The sequence below is a fragment of the Massilia sp. BAP21 genome (assembly GCF_057801335.1).
Genome location: NZ_CM173596.1, coordinates 5,448,203 through 5,469,628, shown reverse-complemented (window position 1 = coordinate 5,469,628; position 21,426 = coordinate 5,448,203). Strand labels below are relative to the sequence as shown.

General features: G+C 65.0%; 20 protein-coding genes. 15 read left to right on the top strand and 5 right to left on the bottom strand.

Annotation, left to right across the window (positions count from 1 at the left end; translation table 11 throughout):
• The first annotated feature begins 16 nt into the window (after positions 1-16).
• From ACWYRN_RS23865 to ACWYRN_RS23845, 5 genes are all read left to right on the top strand, one after another.
• Positions 17-943 carry an SPFH domain-containing protein gene (locus ACWYRN_RS23865; RefSeq protein WP_229439090.1) on the top strand — a complete coding sequence of 309 codons (927 nt, stop codon included), beginning with the start codon at positions 17-19 and terminating at the stop codon, positions 941-943.
• Positions 943-1,764 (top strand): SDR family oxidoreductase, encoded by an 822-nt coding sequence (locus tag ACWYRN_RS23860; RefSeq protein ID WP_488690289.1) that lies wholly within the window; start codon positions 943-945, stop codon positions 1,762-1,764. Before ACWYRN_RS23865 ends, ACWYRN_RS23860 begins: the two co-directional genes overlap by 1 nt.
• Positions 1,748-2,173, top strand: a complete 426-nt coding sequence (locus ACWYRN_RS23855) for a hypothetical protein (protein ID WP_488690288.1) — start codon at positions 1,748-1,750, stop codon at positions 2,171-2,173. The genes ACWYRN_RS23860 and ACWYRN_RS23855 overlap by 17 nt, the downstream gene beginning before the upstream one ends.
• A gap of 419 nt (positions 2,174-2,592) precedes the next feature.
• Positions 2,593-3,573 carry an IS110 family RNA-guided transposase gene (locus ACWYRN_RS23850; RefSeq protein WP_488688451.1) on the top strand — a complete coding sequence of 327 codons (981 nt, stop codon included), beginning with the start codon at positions 2,593-2,595 and terminating at the stop codon, positions 3,571-3,573.
• Positions 3,574-3,718: 145 nt separating this feature from the next.
• Positions 3,719-4,869, top strand: a protein-coding gene (locus ACWYRN_RS23845; RefSeq protein ID WP_488690169.1) for an IS3 family transposase whose coding sequence is annotated in 2 segments (ribosomal slippage) — positions 3,719-3,959 and positions 3,959-4,869 — 1,152 coding nt in all. Because the reading frame shifts where the segments join, the coding sequence is not laid out codon by codon here.
• Positions 4,870-4,922: 53 nt separating this feature from the next.
• Here ACWYRN_RS23845 and ACWYRN_RS23840 read toward each other — a convergent pair.
• Positions 4,923-7,139 carry a TonB-dependent receptor gene (locus ACWYRN_RS23840; RefSeq protein WP_488690287.1) on the bottom strand — a complete coding sequence of 739 codons (2,217 nt, stop codon included), beginning with the start codon at positions 7,137-7,139 and terminating at the stop codon, positions 4,923-4,925.
• Between the two features lie 124 nt (positions 7,140-7,263).
• On the opposite strand from ACWYRN_RS23840, the gene ACWYRN_RS23835 reads away from it, so the two are divergent.
• Both ACWYRN_RS23835 and ACWYRN_RS23830 read left to right on the top strand, forming a co-directional pair.
• On the top strand, positions 7,264-8,451 hold the full coding sequence (locus ACWYRN_RS23835; RefSeq protein WP_488690286.1) for a PepSY-associated TM helix domain-containing protein: 1,188 nt from the start codon (positions 7,264-7,266) through the stop codon (positions 8,449-8,451).
• Entirely contained in the window at positions 8,448-8,624 is a 177-nt protein-coding gene (locus ACWYRN_RS23830; RefSeq protein ID WP_488690285.1) for a hypothetical protein, read from the top strand. The genes ACWYRN_RS23835 and ACWYRN_RS23830 overlap by 4 nt, the downstream gene beginning before the upstream one ends.
• A gap of 31 nt (positions 8,625-8,655) precedes the next feature.
• Here the strand turns inward: ACWYRN_RS23830 and ACWYRN_RS23825 are convergent, their stop codons facing one another.
• The gene (locus ACWYRN_RS23825) at positions 8,656-9,057 is read right to left on the bottom strand and encodes a hypothetical protein (RefSeq protein WP_488690284.1); all 402 of its coding nucleotides are present in this window, start codon (positions 9,055-9,057) and stop codon (positions 8,656-8,658) included.
• 121 nt (positions 9,058-9,178) lie between these two features.
• Between ACWYRN_RS23825 and lepB the strand changes: the two genes are divergently transcribed.
• Positions 9,179-9,850, top strand: coding sequence for a signal peptidase I (gene lepB, locus ACWYRN_RS23820; protein ID WP_488690283.1), 672 nt, complete (start codon positions 9,179-9,181; stop codon positions 9,848-9,850).
• A gap of 16 nt (positions 9,851-9,866) precedes the next feature.
• Here the strand turns inward: lepB and ACWYRN_RS23815 are convergent, their stop codons facing one another.
• Entirely contained in the window at positions 9,867-11,438 is a 1,572-nt protein-coding gene (locus tag ACWYRN_RS23815) for a sensor domain-containing diguanylate cyclase (RefSeq protein ID WP_488690282.1), read from the bottom strand.
• 280 nt (positions 11,439-11,718) lie between these two features.
• Between ACWYRN_RS23815 and ACWYRN_RS23810 the strand changes: the two genes are divergently transcribed.
• Positions 11,719-12,885 (top strand): multidrug effflux MFS transporter, encoded by a 1,167-nt coding sequence (locus ACWYRN_RS23810; RefSeq protein ID WP_488690281.1) that lies wholly within the window; start codon positions 11,719-11,721, stop codon positions 12,883-12,885.
• Between the two features lie 145 nt (positions 12,886-13,030).
• Here ACWYRN_RS23810 and smpB read toward each other — a convergent pair whose 3' ends face one another.
• Complete coding sequence (gene smpB / locus ACWYRN_RS23805; protein WP_488690280.1) at positions 13,031-13,480, bottom strand: SsrA-binding protein SmpB; 450 nt, start codon at positions 13,478-13,480, stop codon at positions 13,031-13,033.
• A gap of 97 nt (positions 13,481-13,577) precedes the next feature.
• On the opposite strand from smpB, the gene ACWYRN_RS23800 reads away from it, so the two are divergent.
• The 4 genes from ACWYRN_RS23800 to ACWYRN_RS23785 all read left to right on the top strand — a co-directional run bounded on the left by ACWYRN_RS23800 (position 13,578) and on the right by ACWYRN_RS23785 (position 17,157).
• Positions 13,578-14,009 (top strand): type II toxin-antitoxin system RatA family toxin, encoded by a 432-nt coding sequence (locus ACWYRN_RS23800; protein ID WP_229439079.1) that lies wholly within the window; start codon positions 13,578-13,580, stop codon positions 14,007-14,009.
• Positions 14,002-14,325 carry an RnfH family protein gene (locus ACWYRN_RS23795; protein ID WP_488690279.1) on the top strand — a complete coding sequence of 108 codons (324 nt, stop codon included), beginning with the start codon at positions 14,002-14,004 and terminating at the stop codon, positions 14,323-14,325. Before ACWYRN_RS23800 ends, ACWYRN_RS23795 begins: the two co-directional genes overlap by 8 nt.
• A 204-nt stretch (positions 14,326-14,529) precedes the next feature.
• Positions 14,530-15,672 (top strand): GGDEF domain-containing protein, encoded by a 1,143-nt coding sequence (locus ACWYRN_RS23790; protein ID WP_488690278.1) that lies wholly within the window; start codon positions 14,530-14,532, stop codon positions 15,670-15,672.
• 873 nt (positions 15,673-16,545) lie between these two features.
• The gene (locus ACWYRN_RS23785; RefSeq protein ID WP_488692878.1) at positions 16,546-17,157 is read left to right on the top strand and encodes a GGDEF domain-containing protein; all 612 of its coding nucleotides are present in this window, start codon (positions 16,546-16,548) and stop codon (positions 17,155-17,157) included.
• A gap of 22 nt (positions 17,158-17,179) precedes the next feature.
• Here ACWYRN_RS23785 and ACWYRN_RS23780 read toward each other — a convergent pair whose 3' ends face one another.
• Positions 17,180-17,791: a DUF4124 domain-containing protein gene (locus ACWYRN_RS23780; RefSeq protein ID WP_488690277.1), complete on the bottom strand. Its 612-nt coding sequence runs from the start codon at positions 17,789-17,791 to the stop codon at positions 17,180-17,182.
• Positions 17,792-17,954: 163 nt separating this feature from the next.
• On the opposite strand from ACWYRN_RS23780, the gene guaB reads away from it, so the two are divergent.
• Both guaB and guaA read left to right on the top strand, forming a co-directional pair.
• Positions 17,955-19,415, top strand: coding sequence for an IMP dehydrogenase (gene guaB / locus ACWYRN_RS23775; protein ID WP_488690276.1), 1,461 nt, complete (start codon positions 17,955-17,957; stop codon positions 19,413-19,415).
• Positions 19,416-19,639: 224 nt separating this feature from the next.
• The gene (gene guaA / locus ACWYRN_RS23770; RefSeq protein WP_488690275.1) at positions 19,640-21,250 is read left to right on the top strand and encodes a glutamine-hydrolyzing GMP synthase; all 1,611 of its coding nucleotides are present in this window, start codon (positions 19,640-19,642) and stop codon (positions 21,248-21,250) included.
• The last annotated feature ends 176 nt before the right edge of the window (positions 21,251-21,426 follow it).

Genomic DNA, 21,426 nt, shown 5'->3' with positions numbered 1-21,426 from the left:
TCTATAAGGGATGCTCATGGAATTCGAACTCTCCTTCGGCACGGTGGCGCTGGTGATCTTCATCATCGCCATGGTCTTCGTCATCAAGACCATCAACGTGGTGCCGCAGCAGCACGCCTGGGTCGTCGAGCGCCTCGGCAAGTACCACGCGACGTTGGCGCCGGGCCTGAACATCGTCGTGCCTTTTGTGGACCGCATCGCCTACAAGCACGTGCTGAAGGAAATCCCGCTCGACGTGCCGCCGCAGGTCTGCATCACGCGCGACAACACCCAGCTGCAGGTGGACGGCATCCTGTACTACCAGGTGACCGACGCCATGCGCGCCTCCTACGGTTCCTCCAACTACGTGCAGGCGATCACCCAGCTGGCCCAGACCACGCTGCGCTCGGTGATCGGCAAGATGGAGCTGGACAAGACCTTCGAGGAGCGCGACCACATCAACACCACCATCGTGAACGCCATCGACGAATCGGCCGCCAACTGGGGCGTGAAGGTGCTGCGCTACGAGATCAAGGACCTGACGCCGCCGGCCGAGATCCTGCACGCGATGCAGCGCCAGATCACGGCCGAGCGCGAAAAGCGGGCCTTGATCGCGGCATCCGAAGGCCGGCGCCAGGAGCAGATCAACATCGCCAGCGGCGAGCGCGAGGCGGCGATTGCGCGCTCCGAAGGCGAGCGCCAGGCCGCGATCAATCGCGCCCAGGGCGAGGCGAATGCCATCGTGGCACTGGCCGAGGCCAGCGCCACCGCGCTGCGCCAGGTCGGCGCCGCGATCCGCGAGCCGGGCGGCGAGGACGCGATGAATCTGCGCGTGGCCGAGGAATACGTGGACGCCTTCGGCAAGCTGGCGAAGACGAATAATTCCATCATCGTCCCGGCCAACCTGGGCGAGATGAGCGGCCTGATCGCCAGCGCCATGCAGATCGTGAAGGCGCAGAAGTGATGGCGGGCGAGTCGCAGCGCGTCGTGGTGATTACCGGCGCCTCGGACGGCATCGGCGCGGAGATGGCGCGGCAGCTGGCGGCGACGCACGGCGCTGGGGTCGCGCTGGTGCTGGCCGCGCGCCAGGCCGCACCCTTGCAGGCGGTGGCCGATGCGTGCATCGCGATGGGGGCGCAGGCGATCGCGGTGCCGACCGACGTATCGATCCAGATCCAGTGCCGCCGGCTGGTGATCGGCGCGGTCGAACACTTCGGACGGATCGACGTCCTGGTCAACAATGCCGGCCGCTCGGCGCACGCCCTGTTCGAGGAGGTCGAGGACCTGGACTGGTACGAGGAGCTGATGCGGGTGAACCTGTGGGGCGCCGTCTGGTGCACCCAGGCCGCGCTGCCGCACCTGAAACGCGCGCGCGGCAGCATCGTCGCCGTGTCCTCGCTGGCGGGGCTGATCGGCGTGCCCGGACGCACCGCCTACAGCGCCACCAAGTTTGCGATGACCGGCTTTTTCGAGGCGCTGCGGACGGAATTGCGCGGTGCGGGCGTGAGCGTGACCACGGCCTATCCGGGCGTGGTGGCCACGAAGATCCGCTACCGCGGCTTCAACGCCGCCGGGGAAACGGCAGGGGAGAGCGGTTTGATCGAAGAGGGGGCGATGAGCGTGGAGGAATGCGCGCGGCTGATCATCGCCGGCATGAACGGGCGCCAGCGCGAAGTCGTCATGACCGCAAAGGGCAGGTTCGGGCGTTTCCTGAAACTGCTGGCGCCGGGCATGGTCGAAAAGATGGCTTTGGCGGCCCTGAAACAAGATGTCCGACCACACTGAACAACCGATTGCGCAAGACCTGCCCGACGACGATTATGACCCCGTCATGACGCCGCGCGGCGCATTGGTCGCGCTGCTGGTGCTGATGTTCGTGAGTACCCTGGTCGACGTCGGCGCCGGCCTGAGCCGGCGCGGTGAGCCGGTGTTGTGGTCGCTGCTGACCGGTTTGCTGTCGAGCTTTTTGGGATTCTACTGGTTCCGGCTCGACCGCGAACTGCGCGGCTGGCCCAGGTCGCGCTGGCTCAGCGTGGCCATCGTGACGGTCGCACCGCTGGCCGTGCCTTACTACCTGGCGCGCAGCCGGCCCAGGGGGCGCAAGCTGCGCGGCGTGGCGGGGTTCGTGGGGTATGTGATGCTGATGCTGGTGGCGTCGATGGCGGGGGCGATCCTGGCGCAGTTGCTGAGCTGAGCTGTATCCGCTTTGCGTTAGCGGATCATCGTAGGGTGGGCACCCCGTGCCCACGCGGAAGCGTGCGCCGTGTTGGCGCATGACCCGGTTGGAGAAGCGGGTCATTGGAAGCCCCAACAAATGATCATTCGCAAATGTTGTGTCTTTGTCGAATGCATGCCCGAAATGCTGCCAACACGAATCAGGCTTCCGCGTGGGCACGGGGTGCCCACCCTTGTATCTTGACCGAGTTGGTGGTTAGCTACTGCCAGCAGAGGTGAAGACCAGCTTGGGCCCACCCTTAAGGCTCGACCTTGGAAGGTAGATCAAGCCCTTCACCTCGTTCCCACACCATGCCAAACACTGGACGGTAGCCAAGGGCAATGACCCTGTATGCACAAGGAGAGTGGGTGTGTTGATCGAGGACGCAAGGAGAATTTATGTTTTATCTAGGTGTAGACGTTGCCAAGAAAAACCTTGACTGCATGCTGCTCGATAGCGAGACCGGCAAGCTCAAGTCGAAGAGTAATATTCCAAATACAGCTGCTGGCTTTGTGGAGTTGCTTGACTGGCTGAACGAAAAGAAGGCGTCCAATCCACACGTGGTGATGGAGCCGACAGGGATGTATCACGAAGCCGCTGCATTGGCCCTGGCCGATGCTGGACTGGTCGTATCGCTGGTTAATCCAGCTCAGCTGCGCGCTTTCGCGCAAGGACTGGGGGTGAAGAACAAGACCGATAAGCAAGACAGTGCGGTGCTGGCTCGCTTCGGCATGGCCCAAAATCCTGCACCATGGCAGCCACCATCGCCGTCAGCACGTCACCTCAAAGCCCTGCTGGCGCGCCGTGATGCAGTCGCCGACGATCTACAGCGCGAACGCAATCGCAAGGAAGCAAACGACTTTAGCTCGGTACCAGAAGCTGTAAGCGCCTCTATTGCAGAATCAATCGCTTTTCTGCAGGCCGAACTGAAGCGGTTGGAAAAGATGATTGCCAAGCACATCAATGACGACCCGGACCTGCGCAACAAGAAAGAACTACTCGAAACGATACCTGGTGTCGGTCCTCGTGTTTCGACCCATATGACGACGTTATTTGCTGGTCGAACGTTTGAGAGCGCCGAGCAGCTGGCAGCCTATCTGGGGCTCGTGCCAGTTGTATGGGAGTCAGGATCTTCGGTACGTGGCCGGCCGCATATGTCGAAAGCCGGCCCTGCTTACTTACGCAAAGTGCTGTACATGCCTGCCGTCGTGGCAACACGCTGTAATCCGCATATTAAGGCGCTGAATGAGCGACTGCTCGCCAAAGGTAAAACCGCGATGGCCGCAATTGGAGCCGCTATGCGCAAGCTGGCACACCTGTGTTTTGGTGTCATCCACTCCGGCAAGCCCTACGACCCAAAATTTGCATGTAGGGCTTGACGGGTAAGACGGTATCTACGGTCTGCGCCGTCGCCATGTTCGGCGCTCCTGAATAATTACATGCACTAGTAAAAAAAGGGCGGCTTGAATCGCCACGACTATCGTAGACACTCCTGAGCCATAATATCGGGCACAAGGAGAAGATATGAGCGGTAAGCGGTACACAGAGGAATTCAAGATTGCTGCGGTCAAGCAGGTGTCGCAGGGTGGTTACCCGGCGACCGAAGTGGCGTCGCGGCTTGGGGTAAGCATCCATAGCTTGTACGCCTGGACGAAGCGCTATGGCGTGCCCGAGGCGGAGCGCAAGGCTGTCGATGCCCAGTCTGACGAGATGCGGCGCCTGAAGGCCGAGCTCAAGCGCGTCACGGAGGAGCGTGACATATTGAAAAAGGCCGCGGTGTACTTTGCCAAGACGTCCGGGTAAGGTACACCTTAATTGCTCAGTTACAGGACCAGTTCCCGGTGCGCCGGCTGTGCAAAGTGCTTGAGGTGCATCCGAGCGGCTTCTATGCCTGGCGGCTGAATCCTGAAAGCAAGCGCACCAGGGAAGACAAGCGTCTACTCGTCCCGATCAAGGAGTCATGGCTGGAAAGCGGCAGCGTGTACGGCTACCGCAAGGTCAGCGACGATCTGCGCGAACTCGGTGAACAATGCGGTGTCAATCGTGTCCACCGCCTCATGAGGTCCGCTGGGATTCGTTCCCAAACCGGTTACGCCAAGCGCAAGTACAAACGAGGCGGCGCGCCATCGCTGGTAGCGCCCAATCATCTGCAGCGCCAGTTCGATGTGCAGGAACCCAATCGCGTCTGGGTCACGGACATCACCTACATCCGCACCTATGAGGGCTGGCTGTATTTGGCCGTGGTGCTTGATCTGTTCTCGCGCCAGGTTGTTGGCTGGTCGATGAGTTCACGCATCGATCGCGAACTGGCGATGAATGCGCTCTTGATGGCCGTCTGGCGTCGGCAGCCCAAGAATGCGGTGATGGTGCACTCGGATCAGGGTAGCCAATTTAGCAGCTACGACTGGCGCGACTTCTTGGATGAGCACAACCTGCAGCAGAGCATGAGCCGGCGCGGAAACTGCCATGACAACGCCGTGGCCGAGAGCTTCTTCCAGCTCCTGAAACGGGAGCGAATCAGGCGCAAGATCTACGGCACTCGGGAAGAAGCAAAGCAGGATGTCTTCGATTACATCGAGATGTTTTACAATCCGAAGCGTCGGCACAGCTTCAGCAATGACTTGTCGCCGGTTGAATATGAAAAGCAGTATTTCCAACGGCTCGCGAGTGTCTAGAAAACTCGTGGCGATTCAGCTAATGCCGCCCTCCAATCCTTCTACAACGATCCTCAGAAATCGATCGTCGCCGACACCGCCAGCGTGCGCGGTGCACCGGCCACCAGGTAGCCATAGGTCGGGTAGCCACCCGACGACGCCCAGTAGTTCTTGTCGGTGACGTTGTCCACGCGCGCGCGCAGGGTGACGTCGCGGTCCATCACGCGCGTGCGCCAGGTGGCACCGAGGTCGAGGCGGGCCCACGACGGCAGCTTCTGGGTGTTGGCGTTGTTTGCGTACTGGGTCGCGGTGTAGACCGTGCGCGCGTTCAGCGTCACACCCGGCAAGTTCGGCACGTCCCAGTCGGCGTTCAGGTTGACCTGGATTTCCGGTACGCCGATCGCTTCCAGGCCATTCGTCGCCGCGCCCTGCGGCAGGCGCTGCTCGGTGTCGAGCAGGGTGGCGCCGCCCAGCAGGCGCAGGCCCTTGGCCGGCATGCCGAACACCGATAGCTCGACGCCGCGGTTGCGCTGCTCGCCTGCGGTGACGAAGCGGTTGCCGACGATGCCGGTCAGCGGCTGGCCGGTGGTGAACAGGGCGATGCTGCCGCCCAGCTTGCCGGCGTCGACCTTGACGCCGACTTCCTTCTGGCGCGAGACATAGGGTTCGAGCGGCTGGTTCGGGTTGTCGAGCGGCGTGCCCTGGGCGTTGGTGGCCGCCGAGCCGCCCTGCTGCAGCGCCTCGATATAATTCGCATACAGCGAGACGTTCTTGCTCGGCTTGTACACCAGGCCCGCGACCGGGGTGTTCTCGCTGCGGCGGTAGCTGGCGCCCGGTGCGCCGCCGGCGCCCGACACGTAGTCGTAGCCCTCGTCCTTCAGGCGCTGGTGGCGGATACCCACGGTCAGCAGCACGCTGTCATCCATGAACGACAAGGTATCGGCGATCGCCGCGCTCGACAGGATGGTCTTGCGCGTCACCAGCGGGTTGTTCAGGTCGCCGCCGAAGGGCCAGGCATCGGCTGCCGGCGCCGCCACGTCCACCGGACGGTAGATGTTGGTATTCCAGCCGCTGAACGCGCCCATCGCATACGCGTTCTTCGACTCCGAATGGAAACCCGACACCGTGGCCGACAGCGTGTGGCCGACCGAGCCGGTGCGCAGCGTGGTGCGGGCGCCGACTTCGCCGGTTTTCACGTCGTCTTCGCGCACGTTGTCGAAGCGGGTCTGGTAGCCGCTGCCATCGACGGCATTCACGTTCATCGAGGCCAGCACGTTCGATTCGTCGGTCTTGCGCATGCCCAGCGCTGCCCAGCCGACAGAGTTGGCGCCGAGGTCGACTTCTGCGCGCAGGGTGCCGAACACGTCGCGCTCCTTCGAATTCGTCCATGGCTGGGCCCAGTTGCTATCCGAGTCCGGGGCAGCGACGATCGGCAGGCCGGGGCCGACGGTCACGCTCGGGCGCGCGTTGTACAGCTTGTGGTCCTGGTAGCCGACGTCGGCCGAGACGCGGAAGGCATCGCCGCGCCAGTCGGCGCCGACCGAGAACACGCTCAGCTCGCGCTCTTCGCGGTCGATGGCGGTGTCGCCGTCGCGGCGCACGGCGTTGATGCGGATGCCGCCGCGGTTATCCGGGCCGAAGCGGCGCCCCAGGTCGGCCGCGCCGTACAACTGGCCGCCCGATTCGACGCCGACCGTGAACTGGCTCAGGTCCTTGTTCGGGGCGCGCTTCGGCAGCAAATTGATCATACCGCCGATGCCGCCGCCGCCCGGCGCCGCGCCATTCACGAAACTGTTCGCGCCGCGGAAGACTTCCACGCGCTCGAGCAGCTCGGCCGCGACGAACTGGCGCGGCAGCAGGCCGTATAAACCGTTGTACGCGAGGTCGTCGGAATTGACGGCAAAACCGCGGATCACGTACAGCTCCTGGTAGTTGCCGAAGCCGCGCGCCACGCGCACCGACGGGTCGTTCTGCACCACGTCGGCCACGCTGCGCGCCTGCTGGTCCTGGATCAGCGCGTGGGTGTAGTTGGTGGTGTTGAAGGGCGCGCTCATGATGTCGACGTTGCCGAGCAGGCCGAGACGGCCGCCGCGCGCCACCTGGCCGCCGGCGTAGTCGCTCGGCAGACCCTGGGCCGAGGCGTCGGCCGAGGCGGTGACGACCACGGTTTGCATCGGCTGGTCGGATGCCGGCTGGTCGGCGGCTGGGACGGTGGTCTGGGCGCTGACGGAAGCGGAGAACAGCAGGGCGCCCAGGGCGAGCGGAGTGAGGCGGAAAGTCGAGTGTGTCATGTGCAGAAGCGGTGAAGCCGTGTTGTTGTTAGATGAGAATGATTCGCAATATTATGCGCCGAAAGCTTGCGGCTGTAAATGAGAACCATTATTATCTGTAGCTCTTCGTCTGTCCCGAGCTTCAATGTCTACTCAATCCCTGCGCTGGTGGAGCTGGATCCACAAGTGGAGCAGCCTGGTCTGCACCGTCTTCATGCTCCTGCTGTGCCTGACCGGCCTGCCGCTGATCTACCACCACGAGATCGGCCGCCTGCTCGGCAACGATGTCGAGGCGCCGGCGCTCGCGCCCGAGGTGGCGGCCAATCCGCCGAAGGCCAACCTGGACGAGGTGATCGCCTCGGCCAAGGCCCTGTATCCGAACAAGATCATGATGTACATGTCGCAGGAGCTCGACGAGCCCGCGATCTGGAACGTCACCCTGGGCGACCACCCGAACGACGAACACTACAAACCGATCGCGGTGGACGCGCGCACGGCGCAGGTCATCACCGAGCCGGCCTTCGAGGGCGGCGCCTTCATGTCGACCATGCTGCGCCTGCACGTGGACATGTTCGCCGGCCTGCCGGGCATGCTCTTCCTCGGCTTCATGGGCCTGCTGCTGATCGTTGCCATCATCAGCGGCGTGGTGCTGTACGCGCCCTTCATGCGCAAGCTGGAATTCGGCACCGTGCGCCACGAGCGCAGCACGCGCCTGAAGTGGCTCGATTTGCACAATTTGCTCGGCATCGTGACCCTGGTGTGGGCGCTGGTGGTCGGCGCCACCGGCGTCATCAACACCCTGGCCGACGTGCTGCTGAAGGTCTGGCAGGCCACCGAGATCGCCGCCATGATCGAGCCCTACAAGGACGCCAGGCCGCTGGTCGAGATGGCCTCGGTGGACGCCGCCATGAAGACGGCCGTCGCGGCCGAGCCGGGCATGCAGGTCGGCTTCATCGCCTTCCCCGGTACGCCGTTCGCCACGCCGCACCACTACGGCGTCTACATGCACGGCGACCAGGCCTTCAGCTCGCGCCTGTACAAGCCGGTGCTGATCGACGCCGGCAACGGCAGCATCACCGATCGCCGCGAACTGCCCTGGTACCTGACCGCGCTGCTGGTGTCGCAGCCGCTGCACTTCGGCGACTACGGCGGCGGCTGGATGCAGTTCCTGTGGGCGGTGCTCGACGTCGCCACCATCGTCGTGCTCGGCAGCGGGCTGTACCTGTGGATCAAGCGCGGACGCAGGGCGCGCGCCGACGCGAAACAGGCGCAGCATGCAAAGGCGGCCCCCGGCATGCAGCCGGTGCTGGCGCGTTCGGGAGAACAGCGATGAGCAGCCCGTTCATGAAACTCTGGGGCGTGCCGATCCTGCTCGGCATCCTGACCCTCATCGGCCTGCTCAGCGCCCTGTTCGGCGACGGCGTCTGGGATGCGGTGTCGGCGCTGGCGCTGGGCACGCCGGTGGCGGTGGGCGCCTGGTTCAGCCTGCGCCGCAAGCCGGGCTAAGCGCTTTCCTGGCGCTGCCCCCGGCGGCGGCTCACAGCTCCAGCTGCTCGCCCGCGTGCTCGCCCGAGCGCGGCGCCGGCTTGTCGTGCGCGGACAGCGTGATGGTCGCGGCGACTGCGATCACCACCAGCGCCACGGCCACGCCGGCCGCCATGCTCCAGCGCCGCTGCACCCGCCGGAAGTGTTCCAGATTGTCCCAGCGCCCGTTGCGCCAGGCCGATTGCCGCCCCTTCAACCCGAGCATCACGCGCACGACCAGGCCGATGCCGGGAACCAGGCCGAGCAGGCCCCACCACGTCCGGTTCGGTATCGCCCAGATCCAGCTGAACACGAAGCCGCCCCAGGACCAGCCGGCCACGCCCTCGGGCACGCGCTCCGGTGTGCCCCGGCCCGGGGTGTTCGCCGGGGTCTTCATGTTGGCATCGTCAAGCATGCCGTTCTCCCTTCGTTCAAGCAACAGGTCCACATTGTAGGCGTTCAGCAGGTCTTAAGCATTGCCAGGAAATCCACGGGTATAACGTTGACAGCAACTCAACCTTACCTGGAGACCGACAATGAAAGACCTCATCCGCGCCAACAAGGGTTTCATCGCATTCCTGCTGCTGTTCGGCGTGTTCCGGACGGCGGTGGCCGACTGGAATCCGATTCCGTCGCCCTCGATGCGGCCGACCCTGCTGGAAGGCGACGTGGTCTTCGTGAACCGCCTGGCCTATGACGTGAAGGTCCCGCTCACCAACAACATCCTGGCCCACACGGGCGAGCCGCAACGCGGCGACGTGGTCACCTTCGATTCGCCGCAGGACGGCACGCGCCTGATCAAGCGCCTGGTGGCGCTGCCGGGCGACGTGGTCGAGCTGAGGAACGAGCGCCTGGTGATCAATGGCCAGCAAGCGCAATGGGGCCCGGTCGAGCAGGTAGTCGAGCCGCTCGGCGACGCCTACGTGCCGGCGCTGCGCGTGAACGAAAGGATCGACGGCCATACGCGCCAGGTCCAGTTCGTCCCGCGCATCAAGTCGCCGGTGCGCAGTTTCGGCCCGGTGACGGTGCCCGCCGGCCAGTACCTGATGCTGGGAGATAACCGCGACAACAGCGCCGACTCGCGCTACATCGGCTTCGTGCCGCGCAATCTGCTGATCGGGCGCGCGGAGCGCTTGCTCGTCTCGGCCGATACCCTGGGCAACTGGATGCCGCGCTTCGACCGTTTCGGCCAATCCCTGCGCGACTGAGCGGCGCCGGGGCGGCTCAGGCCGCCACGGGCTCGGCGCAGGTGGCCAGGCAATTGCGCCCGTCCATCTTGGCCCGGTACAGCAGCCCGTCGGCCGCCTCGATGCAGGCCAGGGGCGCGGCTTCGCTATCGACCGCCGGGCGGCAGGTGTGCACGCCGAGGCTGACGGTGACCGCCGCGCAGGGGCTGTCGGCATGCGCGATGCCGAGCGCCTGCACCGCCTGGCGGATCTTCTCGGCCACCGCGCGTGCGCCGTCGCCGTCGGTGTCCGGCAGGATGATCGCGAATTCCTCGCCGCCGTAGCGCGCCGCCAGGTCGGTCGGGCGGCGCGGGCCGGTGGCGATGGCGGCGGCCACGCGGCGCAGGCAATCGTCGCCGGCCACGTGGCCGTAGCGGTCGTTGAATTTCTTGAAGTAGTCGACGTCGAGCAGGATCAGCGAGAGCGGCTGGCCGCTGCGCCGCGCGCGCTCGTGTTCGGCGGCCAGGGTCTCGTCGAAGCGGCGGCGGTTGGCCAGCCCGGTCAGGGCATCGCTGTCGGCCAGCTGGCGCAGCGTGACGTTGCGCAGTTCGAGGGCGGCGCGGGCCGCGCGCAGCTCGTCCTCGAGCGCCTCGCGCACGCGCAGCTGGCGGATCATGCGGCGCACGCCCCAGGCCAGCATGCACACGGCAAACAGCACCACGCAGCTCATCTTGACCGCGGCGAACCACCAGTCCTTCAGGATTTCGTCCTTGGCCTGGGCGGTGGCGACCAGCAACGGGAAGCCGTCGACGTGGCGGTAGCTGTACAGGCGCTCGATGCCGTCGATCCTGGCCACCAGCATCGCGGTCCCGGCGGCGCCGGTTTTCCGGTACACCTGGAACACGGGCCCGCCGGCAATGCTGGTGCCGACCATCTCTGGGTTGAAGGGGCGGCGGTAGAGCAGGGTGCCGTCGTCGATGGCGAGGATGATGGTGCCGGTCTGGCCGACATCGAAGCTGTCGTAGAACTTGCCGAAGAAGTCGAGCCGCAGCGAAGCCATGGCCACGCCGCCGAAGCTGCCGTCGGGACGGTTGATGCGGCGCGTGACGGGAATCGTCAGGACGCCGCTCGAACGGCTGTGGATGGGTTTGCCGATGCGGGTGCCGGTGCCGGCATGGGTCATGTGGTAACGGAAGTATTCACGGTCGATGTTGCTGCCCGGCAGCAAGGTCGGCAGCGAGGTCGCCAGGCGCGTGCCGTCGGCGCCATACACGAAGAGTTCCTGGATTTCCGCGCTCTCGCCGGTAATGCGCCGCATGCGCGCTTGCATGCGGCGGCCGTCGAGACGGTCCGGCCCGTCTTCCTCGGCGCGTTCGACCAGCTCCGCCAGCACCGCATCGGCGCTGTTCAGCGAGCGCTCGGCATGCGAGGCCAGCGCGCGCGCCATGTTCCCGGTGCTGACCGCCGTCTGCTCCAGCTCGCCCTGGCGCGAAGCCCACAGGCTCCAGCCGTGCAGGCCCACCAGCAGCAGGCAGAAGGCTGTCATCAGGAGCACCGAGCGCAGCATCATCGGCTTGCGCAGCTGGTCGAGGCGCTGCAGGCGGCGGTTCAGGTCTGCGGGAGTAGGCATGGGTTTTCGGAAGAGCGGAATGGAGCGAGGATAGCCGCACAGGTAGAATAAATCCATCGGGCAACTTTAATTCTCTGTGGGAAGCGTACTTTCGGCGCTTGCGTGCTGTTAATCAGGTTGCCCGGATACAACAGGTTACCAGCCTGGCAAAACCGCGGGTCGGATCGTGCGCGGTTATGGGCATCATGGGGACGCCCGGCCGGTTGCCGCAAATCTCTGTACAATCGCGGGCCGTGCGCCGCCTGTCGTGGCGCATCACGATGACCTGGAAAGCTTCCTGATGTACCGAATCCTGACCGTCGTCCTGGCCTGCCTCGGCATGGCCGGGGCGCTTGCGATCGACACCTATCTTCCTTCGATGCCCGCGATCGGGCGCGACTTCGGCGTCGGCCCGGTGGCCGTGCAGCAGACGCTGAGCGTGTTCCTGTTCACCTTTGCCTTCATGATGCTGTTCTACGGCACGCTGTCGGACTCCTTCGGCCGGCGCCGCGTGATCCTGGTGGCCATGACCCTGTACACGATCGGTTCGATCGGCGCCGCCTTTGCCCCGACCTTCGGCTGGCTGCTGGCCTTCCGCGCGCTGCAGGGCCTGTCGGCCGGCGCCGGTTCCGTGATCGGCCAGGCCATCGTGCAGGACCGCCTGAAAGGCGCCGAGGCGCAGAAGATGATGTCGAACATCATGATGGTGTTCGGCCTGGCCCCGGCCATCGCCCCGATCCTGGGCGGCTGGCTGCACGTGCACTTCGGCTGGCGCTCGACCTTCATCTTCCTGGCGGTGTTCGGCGTGCTGCTCATCCTGGCCTGCCTGAAGCTGCTGCCGGAAAGCCTGCCGGTCGAGAAGCGCCAGGCCTTCCACCCGGGCACGATCGCGCGCAACTACGGCAAGGTGCTGCGCCACCCGCAATTCCTGCTGCTGTCGCTGTCGGTCGGCCTGGCCTTTGGCGGGCTGTCGCTGTACATCGGCTCGGCGGCCAATTTCGTGATGGTGATCCTGGGGCTGCCGGAAACGGCGTTCGCCTGGATGTTCATTCCGCTGATCGGCGGCATGGTGCTCGGGTCGGCCTGGGGCGGCAAGCGTGCGGCCAACACGGACCCGGTGAAGCTGAAATGGATAGGCTTCGGCTTCATGGCGGCGTCGACCGTGCTGAACATCGGCTACAACGCGCTGTTCCCGGCGGCGATCCCGTGGGCGGTGCTGCCGCTGGCGATCTATACGTTTGGTCTCGCGGTGGCGATGCCGGCGATCCAGATGAACGCGCTGAGCCTGTTCCCGGACAACCGCGGGCTGGCTTCGTCGATGCTGGGCTTCATCCAGATGATGTCGTTCGCGCTGGTGTCGGGGCTGGTGGCGCCGCTGCTGTTCGAGAGCGCCTTCCTGCTGGCGTGCGGGGTGGGGGTGGGGCTGGTGCTCAGTTTCCTGGCGTGGAGGGGGAGCAAGCTGGCTTGACGGTTCGGCTGGTCAGGCGTTGGTTGAACGCGTGGACGGCGGAGCCGACCACCCCACGGTAGGGTGGACGGGTGTCCCGTCCACGCGTCGATCGGTCGAATCCGATGTGTCGTGACCGCTGATCTTGCCGGTCACAATCGTCACATCACCGCCGATGCTGCTTCATCGCCGAATCCACTTCGCGCTTGGCATCGCGGTCCTTCTCGGTGGCGCGCTTGTCGTGCTGCTTCTTGCCCTTGGCCAGGCCGATCTCGCACTTCACCCGGCCGCCCTTGAAATGCAGGTTCAGCGGCACCAGCGTGTAGCCCGAGCGCTCCACTTTGCCGATCAGCTTGTCGATCTCGGCGCGCTTGAGCATCAGCTTGCGCGTGCGCAGGGCTTCCGGGTGGCTGAACGAGGATGCCGTGGTCAGCGCACTGATGTGGGCGCCGAACAGGAACAGCTCGTCGCCGCGTACGACGACATAGGCTTCCTTGATCTGCACGCGGCCCTCGCGGATCGCCTTGACTTCCCAGCCTTCCAGCACGATGCCGGCCTCGTAGCGGTCCTCGATGAAGTAATCGAAAAATGCTTTCTTGTTATCAACAATGCTCATGAAATAGCGAAAACTCGCGGGTCGGTTAAACTACTGCTGTCGCGCCCGGAAAGGCGCAAAATGCAACTTGTCCAACATCATAACAAACGGTTGACCAATGGCAGTAGTGCACAAATCAGTTTTCTTAGGCTATAGCGCCGAACAGATGTTCGATCTGGTCGCGAAGGTGGAAGATTATCCGAAGTTCCTGCCCTGGTGCAGCGGCGTGAAGCTGCTCGAACGCACCGACGACAAGCTGGTTGCCAGCCTGGGCATCAACTTCCACGGCGTGAAGCAGAGCTTTACCACGTCGAACCACAACCAGCGCCCCACGCAGATGAAGATGCACCTGGTCGACGGCCCCTTCAAGATGCTGGAAGGAACCTGGAACTTCAAGGCCCTGCGCGCCGACGCCTGCAAGATCGACTTCGACCTGCACTACGAATTCTCCAGCATCATCCTGGCCCAGCTGGTCGGGCCGGTGTTCGGCATGATCGCCAACAGCATGGTCGATTCCTTCTCCAAGCGCGCCGAGGCCCTGTATGGCTGACGCAGTGGCCGACACCTTGGCCGACACCCTGCAGGTCTACGTCAGCTACGCCACCGCGCAGCGCGAATTCCTGCGCCCGCTGCGGGTCCCACCGGGAACCACGATCGGCCAAGCGGTCGAGACCAGCGGCGTGCTGGCCGAGTTCCCCGAAATTAACCTCGTAACCCAGCCGGTCGGCATCTACGCCAAGAAGAAAACCCTGGACACCGTCCTGCGCGAGCGCGACCGCATCGAGATCTACCGCCCGCTAATCGCCGACCCCAAGGATTCGCGTCGCAAGCGCGCCGCTAAGAAGGATGCGCCACCTCGTACCTAGCGAGGCCTGACGCCGCTTCCCGAGCGCGGCCTGGCGGCGCCTCGCGCTCCGCGCAGGCAGGATCGTGCCGCAATTCGCCCGCCGATGGCGATATTGGTATTGTTTTACGGTAAGATGGCGAGCCTTTGCGGCTCCTCCTGCCTCTTGCTCCGTATGATAAGTGCCCTGAGTCTTTTGCTGATAACCACTGGTCTGGCGGTTGTGATGCTGTTCGTCCTGACCTCGCTGGCCGGCAGCAAGATCGCGGGCGTGCGCGAATGGGGGCAGGCAAATGCAATCGCCATCCTGGGCCTGGTGCTGGCGGCCAGCCGCGGCATCGTGCCCGATTTGCTGTCGATCGAAGCGGGGAATGGCCTGCTGGCGGTGGCGATCTGCCTGATGCTGGCCGGCTTCCGGCGCCACCTGGGCCAGCCGGTGCCGGTGCGCCTGCTGGCCGGCGGCTGCATCCTCACCGTGGCGATGGTCGCCGCGTTCCACTACGGCGTCGATTCGCTGCCCCTGCGCACGATGACGGTGTCGCTGTTCCACGGCATCGTCTGCTGCGCCATCGGCTTCGGGATTCCCCTGCCGGCCCAGGCGCGCCTGCGCTACGCCTGCCTGTTCACCAAGGGCGCGGCGCTGCTGCTGGCCCTGGGCCACTTCGTGCGCGGCCTGGCCTTTGCCTTCCAGGCCGACGTGCCGGCCGGCTTCCTCGAACCCACCACCCAGAACCTGGTCTTCTTTGCCCTCGGCACCCTGGCCTTGCCCGGCCTGACGCTGGGCGCGGTGATGATGGCCAACGCGCGCATGGTGTCCGACGCCACCTATGCCGCCGAGCACGACCACCTGACCGGCGCCCCCACGCGCCGCGCCTTCTTCGCCGCAGCCGAACGCGAGCATGCGCGCGCCGTGCGCGACGGGGGCGAACTCGGCATGCTGATGCTCGACGTCGACTACTTCAAGCGCATCAACGACACCCACGGCCACGCCGTCGGCGACAGGGTGCTGCGCGACCTGGTGCGCCACGCCCGGGACGCCCTCCGCACGGTCGACTATTGCGCACGCATCGGCGGCGAGGAGTTCGCGGTGCTGCTGCCGGACGCCAGCGCGGACACGGCGCTGGCCGTGGCCGAACGCCTGCGCGCCGCGCTCGACCGTTCGCTGCCGGCAGCGAACGGCCTCGCGGTGGCCTATACGGTGAGCATCGGCGTGGCCATGCTGGCCGAAGGGGAGAGCGTCGGCAGCCTGCTGGCGCGCGCCGACGCCGCCCTGTACGCGGCCAAGGCGGGCGGGCGCAACCGTGTCGTCAGGGCTGGCATGCCGCCGCGCCTGCGACGTGCGGCAGCGGGGCACGGGGCCTACGGCTGAGGCTTCGGCTTCCCTGACGGGCGCGCCTGCTACTTGCGTGGCCGAAGCAGATCGTTCGTTCCTGGATAATGGAAATATTAATATAAACATCACTGTATTCCGATGCAAGTAGTTGCGCTGTTGCAACTTGTCGGGAAAGGTTCGACGTTTCTTGATATCATGTCCTGCTTTCCTCGGGACTGACCGGAACAGGTCCGACAGCCGGCAGGGCGCCGCAACGCGCTCGCCATCGGCACAGGGAACACTGCCCGCGGCCTTGCCGCCATCTTCCGGCTACTTTCCTTCACGATGTTGAATGCCCTGAGTCTGCTATTGGTCACCACCGCCTTCTCGGTCGTCATGCTGCTGGTGCTGTCTTCGCTTGCCGGCAGCAAGGTCGCGGGCATCCGCGAATGGGGCCAGGCGAACGCGCTGGCCGTCATTGCGCTGCTGCTGTTCGCCTCGCGCGGCGTGATGCCCGACGTGCTGTCGATCGAGGTGGCCAACGGCATGTACATCGCCACCATCGCCCTGATGTACGCAGGCTTCCGGCGCCACGTGGGCCAGCCGGTGCCCGAACCCTGGCTGCTGGCCGGCGGCGCCGCCACCCTGCTGGCGGTGGCGGTCTTCCACTACGGCTGGGATTCGCTGCCGCTACGCAGCGTGGCCGTATCAAGTTACTACGCCGGCATCTGCTTCGCGATTGCCGCGACCTTGCCGATTCCGGCCGACCGCCGCCTGCGTTACCCGTTCGCATTTACTCGCATCGCCGCTTCGGTGGTGGGCGCCATCCACGTCTCGCGCGCCCTGTTCTACGGCTACGCGGCTGCCTCGTCGCCGCTGGTCTTCCTCGACCCCGCCACCTACAACCTGGTGTTCTTCGGCTTCGGCACGATGGCGCTGCCGGCCCTGACGCTGGGCGCGGTGATGATGGCGAATGCCCAGGTGATTTCGGAAACGGCCTACGCGGCCGATCACGACCACCTGACCGGCGCCCCGTCGCGCCGCGCCTTCTTCGCCGCCGCCGAGCGCGAGCATGCGCGTGCCGGACGCCACGGGAGCGGCCTGGGCCTGCTGCTGATGGACGTCGACCATTTCAAGCGCATCAACGATACCCACGGCCACGCCGTCGGCGACCAGGTGCTGCGCGACCTGGTGCTGCACACCCAGGAAGTGGTGCGCAAGATCGACTATTGCGCGCGCCTGGGCGGCGAAGAATTCGCCGTGCTGCTGCCGGACGCCAGCTTTGAGACCGCACTGGCCGTGGCCGAGCGCGTGCGCGCCGCGCTGGACCGCTCGCTGCAGCTGGCGCCGGCAACGATTCCCGTCGCCTACACGGTGAGTATCGGCGTGGCCATGCTGGAAGAGGGCGAGAACATCACGGGGCTGATGGCGCGCGCCGACAAGGCGCTGTATGCCGCCAAGGCGGGCGGACGCAACCGGGTGGCGCGGGCGGTGGCCACGGCGCCGGTGCAGGACGTGCGCGGCGCGGCGGGAGAGGGTTAAAGACGGCTGGCTTTGCTGCCGCTCAGCGGCATTCTGCCGCCATCGCATTGGCGCGGGCGCTGCGCTGGGCGCGCTCGGCGTCGTTCAGGTAGCGCTTCTGGCCATCGGCGCCGACGTCGGCGATGCGGATGCCCGAATCGAGCATCTGCCTGGCCCTGTGCACCTCGCCGCAGTGCTCGGTTTTTTGCGCGGCGATGCGCGCCTGCTCCTGCGCCTTCAGCTCGGCTTCCTGGCTTTCCTTCAGGCGCTTGCGGAAGTCGGCGTCCTTCTCGGCCAGGGTCTGCGGGGCCTTGGCCCCGGGTTTTGCGCCGGCAGCGGCGGCAGCCGGGTCGGCCGGCGTGGACGCCGTGGCGGCGCCTGCCGGGTTCGTCGGAACGGGCGGCGCGGTGCGTGCAGCAGCAGCGGGCGTGGCCGGCTGCACCGAGATGGCCGGCATGCCCGGCGCCTTCAGGATGCGCGCAGGCGGCGTGCCGGGCGGCGGCGGCTGGTCCGAATAATGGCGCACGCCTTTCGGATCCACCCACACGAATTGCGCCTGCGCCAGGCCGGCGGCAAAGAGCAGGGCGGCGGCAGCTGCACGGCGCAGCAGCGCAGCAGGGGAAGACGAGGCAGGCGAAGGCATGACGGGTAACATCGAATATTTCCTTACGTAACTATTCGAGATTTCGCCATGATTCACCCGGACTGTCAATCGCGGATAAGGCTCAGTTCCCATTTCTTGCCATTATTTCGAGGGTTCGTGCGCCGCGAACCACAGGTTTCTGTATAATTCGCTTTTGCGCCTATAGGAAAATGCTATGCGTCTACTCCAAAAAGCACTCACGTTCGATGATGTGCTGCTCGTCCCGGCCTACTCCAATGTTCTTCCGGCTGACACTTCCCTCCGTACCAAGCTGACCCGGAACATTACGCTGAACATCCCGCTGCTGTCGGCGGCGATGGACACCGTGACCGAGGCGCGCCTGGCCATTGCGATGGCCCAGGAAGGCGGCATCGGCATTATCCACAAGAATTTGCGCCCGGCCGACCAGGCTAGAGAAGTCGCCCGCGTCAAGCGCTTCGAAGCCGGCGTGCTGCGCGACCCGATCACCGTCCCGCCGACGATGAAGATCCGCGACGTCATCGCCCTGCAGCACCAGCACGGCTTCTCCGGCTTCCCTGTCGTCGAAGGCAAGCAGGTGGTCGGCATCATCACCAACCGCGACTTGCGTTTCGAGGAAGACCTGGACGCGGAAACCCGCACCAAGATGACCCCGCGCGAGAAACTCGTGTACGTGAACGAGGAAGCGGACACCGAAGAAGCCAAGCGCCTGATGAACAAGCACCGCCTCGAGCGCGTGCTGGTCGTCAACGAAGCCTTCGAGCTGCGCGGCCTGATCACCGTGAAGGACATCCTGAAGTCGCACGAGCACCCGTTCGCATCGAAAGACGCGCAGGGTAAACTCCTGGTCGGCGCAGCCGTCGGCGTGGGCGAGAAGGACCGCGAACGCGTGGAACTGCTGGTCGCCGCCGGTGTCGACGTGCTGGTGGTCGACACCGCCCACGGCCACTCGCAAGGCATCCTCGACGCTGTCAAGACCATCAAGACCCGCTACCCGCACGTGGACGTCATCGGCGGCAACATCGCCACCGCAGCCGCGGCCAAGGCGCTGGTCGAAGCCGGCGCGGATGCGGTGAAAGTCGGCATCGGCCCAGGCTCGATCTGCACCACCCGTATCGTCGCCGGCGTCGGCGTGCCGCAGATCACCGCGATCTCGAACGTGGCCGAAGCCCTCGAAGGCACGGGCGTGCCCTGCATCGCCGACGGCGGCATCCGCTTCTCGGGCGACGTCTCGAAAGCCCTGGCGGCTGGCGCCTCGACCGTCATGATGGGTTCGATGTTTGCCGGTACCGAAGAAGCGCCGGGCGAAGTCATCCTGTACCAGGGCCGCAGCTATAAATCCTATCGCGGCATGGGTTCGCTGGGCGCGATGGCCGAAGGCTCGGCCGACCGCTACTTCCAGGACGCCTCGGCCAAGGCCGAGAAATTCGTTCCGGAAGGCATCGAAGGCCGCGTCGCCTACAAGGGCAGCGTTCTGGCGATCATCTACCAGCTGGTCGGCGGCGTGCGCCAGTCGATGGGCTACTGCGGCTGCGCGACGATCGACGAACTGCGCGAAAAGGCGGAATTCGTCGAGATCACCTCGGCCGGCATGCGCGAATCGCACGTCCACGATGTCCAGATCACCAAGGAAGCGCCGAACTACCGTTCGGAATAAACTGGAAAGCGGCCCGAGTGGCCGCTTTTGGTATTGGCTTTCGCTGCTGGCCGGGCCGCTTGTGTTGCGTTGAACGCACCGGCGGCCACGACTGGTTTTCGTAGGGTGGGCATGTGTAGTGCTGGCATTTAGCCAGCCCTACTGCCCACGCGGTCTCACCACATGATCAACCGCGCCGCCACACCCGGCCACCCGTCCCGAATTAATTAAACAAATTGGCCTCAATGCACTCCAAAATCCTCATCCTCGACTTCGGTTCCCAGGTCACCCAACTGATCGCCCGCCGCGTCCGCGACGCCGGCGTCTTCTCCGAAGTCTTCCCCTACGACATCGGCGACGACTTCGTGCGCAACTACGGCGCCTCCGGCGTCATCCTCTCGGGCAGCCACAACTCGACCCTGGAAGGCGACTCCCCACGCGCCCCGCAAGCCGTGTTCGAGCTCGGCGTCCCGGTCCTCGGCATCTGCTACGGCATGCAAACCATGGCCGCCCAGCTCGGCGGCAAGGTCGAGAACGGCAAAGTACGCGAATTCGGCTACGCCGAAGTGCGCGCCCGCGGCCACACCAAACTGCTGAACGGCATCAACGACTTCGTCACGAGCGAAGGCCACGGCATGCTGCGCGTCTGGATGAGCCATGGTGACAAGGTCCTGGAAATGCCGGAAGGCTTCAAGCTGATGGGCTCGACCGACAGCTGCCCGGTGGCCGCCATGGCCGACGAAGAGCGCGGCTTCTACGCGCTGCAATTCCACCCGGAAGTCACCCACACCACGCAAGGCGAAGCCATCATCGGCCGCTTCGTGCACGAGATCTGCGGCTGCAAATCCGACTGGAACATGCCGGACTACATCGGCGAAGCGGTCGAGAAGATCCGCGCCCAGGTCGGCAGCGATGAAGTCATCCTGGGTCTCTCTGGCGGCGTCGACTCCAGCGTGGCCGCGGCCCTGATCCACCGCGCCATCGGCGATCAGCTGACCTGCGTGTTCGTGGACCACGGCCTGCTGCGCAAGGACGAGGGCAAGATGGTCATGGACATGTTCTCGAAGAACCTCGGCGTGAAGGTGCTGCGCATCGATGCCGAAGACCAGTTCATGGGCCACCTGGCCGGCGTGACCGATCCCGAGCAGAAGCGCAAGATCATCGGCCGCGAATTCGTCGAAGTGTTCCAGGTGGAAGCCGGCAAGCTGACCAATGCGAAATGGCTGGCGCAGGGCACGATTTATCCGGACGTGATCGAGTCGGCCGGCAAGGGCAAGAAGGGCCAGACCATCAAGAGCCACCACAACGTGGGCGGTCTGCCTGAGACGCTGAACCTGCAATTGCTGGAACCGCTGCGCGAACTGTTCAAGGATGAAGTGCGTAAGCTCGGCGTGGCGCTGGGTCTGCCGCACGACATGGTCTACCGTCACCCGTTCCCGGGGCCGGGCCTGGGCGTGCGTATCCTCGGTGAAGTGAAGAAGGAATACGCGGACCTGCTGCGCGAGGCGGATGCCATCTTCATCGAAGAGCTGCGCAATACGCCGTTCGAGCTGCCTGCGGTGGCCGGGATCGATCCGGGCAAGGCGCCGGTGAACTGGTACGAGGCGACTTCGCAGGCGTTTGCCGTGTTCCTGCCGGTGAAATCGGTGGGCGTGATGGGTGATGGGCGGACCTATGAATACGTGGTCGCGCTGCGCGCGGTGCAGACGCTGGACTTCATGACGGCGCAGTGGGCGCATTTGCCGCATTCGCTGCTGGGGAAGGTGTCGAATCGTATCATCAACGAGGTGCGTGGGTTGAATCGTGTGGTGTATGACATTTCGGGGAAACCGCCGGCGACGATTGAGTGGGAGTGACGTCTTGGGGGGTAACCCTTCTCTTGTGGCATGAAAGGGCTCGCTTCGGCGAGCTTTTTTTTGAGCTTAACGGTCTAGCGAGAGTCGTCTATAGCTATTTCAAGCTTGATGCTCGACTCGGCCCACGTCAGCCGACTGCTGTTGAGGCACGACCTTTGCGCCGGCCTTAGCAATGG

What these genes read in the sequence shown, in the direction of transcription:
- ACWYRN_RS23865 (WP_229439090.1), top strand. Translation starts at nt 17, where the DNA reads ATGGAATTCGAACTCTCCTTCGGCACGGTGGCGCTGGTGATCTTCATC.
- ACWYRN_RS23860 (WP_488690289.1), top strand. Translation starts at nt 943, where the DNA reads ATGGCGGGCGAGTCGCAGCGCGTCGTGGTGATTACCGGCGCCTCGGAC.
- ACWYRN_RS23855 (WP_488690288.1), top strand. Translation starts at nt 1,748, where the DNA reads ATGTCCGACCACACTGAACAACCGATTGCGCAAGACCTGCCCGACGAC.
- ACWYRN_RS23850 (WP_488688451.1), top strand. Translation starts at nt 2,593, where the DNA reads ATGTTTTATCTAGGTGTAGACGTTGCCAAGAAAAACCTTGACTGCATG.
- ACWYRN_RS23840 (WP_488690287.1), bottom strand. Translation starts at nt 7,139, where the DNA reads ATGACACACTCGACTTTCCGCCTCACTCCGCTCGCCCTGGGCGCCCTG.
- ACWYRN_RS23835 (WP_488690286.1), top strand. Translation starts at nt 7,264, where the DNA reads ATGTCTACTCAATCCCTGCGCTGGTGGAGCTGGATCCACAAGTGGAGC.
- ACWYRN_RS23830 (WP_488690285.1), top strand. Translation starts at nt 8,448, where the DNA reads ATGAGCAGCCCGTTCATGAAACTCTGGGGCGTGCCGATCCTGCTCGGC.
- ACWYRN_RS23825 (WP_488690284.1), bottom strand. Translation starts at nt 9,057, where the DNA reads ATGCTTGACGATGCCAACATGAAGACCCCGGCGAACACCCCGGGCCGG.
- lepB (WP_488690283.1), top strand. Translation starts at nt 9,179, where the DNA reads ATGAAAGACCTCATCCGCGCCAACAAGGGTTTCATCGCATTCCTGCTG.
- ACWYRN_RS23815 (WP_488690282.1), bottom strand. Translation starts at nt 11,438, where the DNA reads ATGCCTACTCCCGCAGACCTGAACCGCCGCCTGCAGCGCCTCGACCAG.
- ACWYRN_RS23810 (WP_488690281.1), top strand. Translation starts at nt 11,719, where the DNA reads ATGTACCGAATCCTGACCGTCGTCCTGGCCTGCCTCGGCATGGCCGGG.
- smpB (WP_488690280.1), bottom strand. Translation starts at nt 13,480, where the DNA reads ATGAGCATTGTTGATAACAAGAAAGCATTTTTCGATTACTTCATCGAG.
- ACWYRN_RS23800 (WP_229439079.1), top strand. Translation starts at nt 13,578, where the DNA reads ATGGCAGTAGTGCACAAATCAGTTTTCTTAGGCTATAGCGCCGAACAG.
- ACWYRN_RS23795 (WP_488690279.1), top strand. Translation starts at nt 14,002, where the DNA reads ATGGCTGACGCAGTGGCCGACACCTTGGCCGACACCCTGCAGGTCTAC.
- ACWYRN_RS23790 (WP_488690278.1), top strand. Translation starts at nt 14,530, where the DNA reads ATGCTGTTCGTCCTGACCTCGCTGGCCGGCAGCAAGATCGCGGGCGTG.
- ACWYRN_RS23785 (WP_488692878.1), top strand. Translation starts at nt 16,546, where the DNA reads ATGGCGCTGCCGGCCCTGACGCTGGGCGCGGTGATGATGGCGAATGCC.
- ACWYRN_RS23780 (WP_488690277.1), bottom strand. Translation starts at nt 17,791, where the DNA reads ATGTTACCCGTCATGCCTTCGCCTGCCTCGTCTTCCCCTGCTGCGCTG.
- guaB (WP_488690276.1), top strand. Translation starts at nt 17,955, where the DNA reads ATGCGTCTACTCCAAAAAGCACTCACGTTCGATGATGTGCTGCTCGTC.
- guaA (WP_488690275.1), top strand. Translation starts at nt 19,640, where the DNA reads ATGCACTCCAAAATCCTCATCCTCGACTTCGGTTCCCAGGTCACCCAA.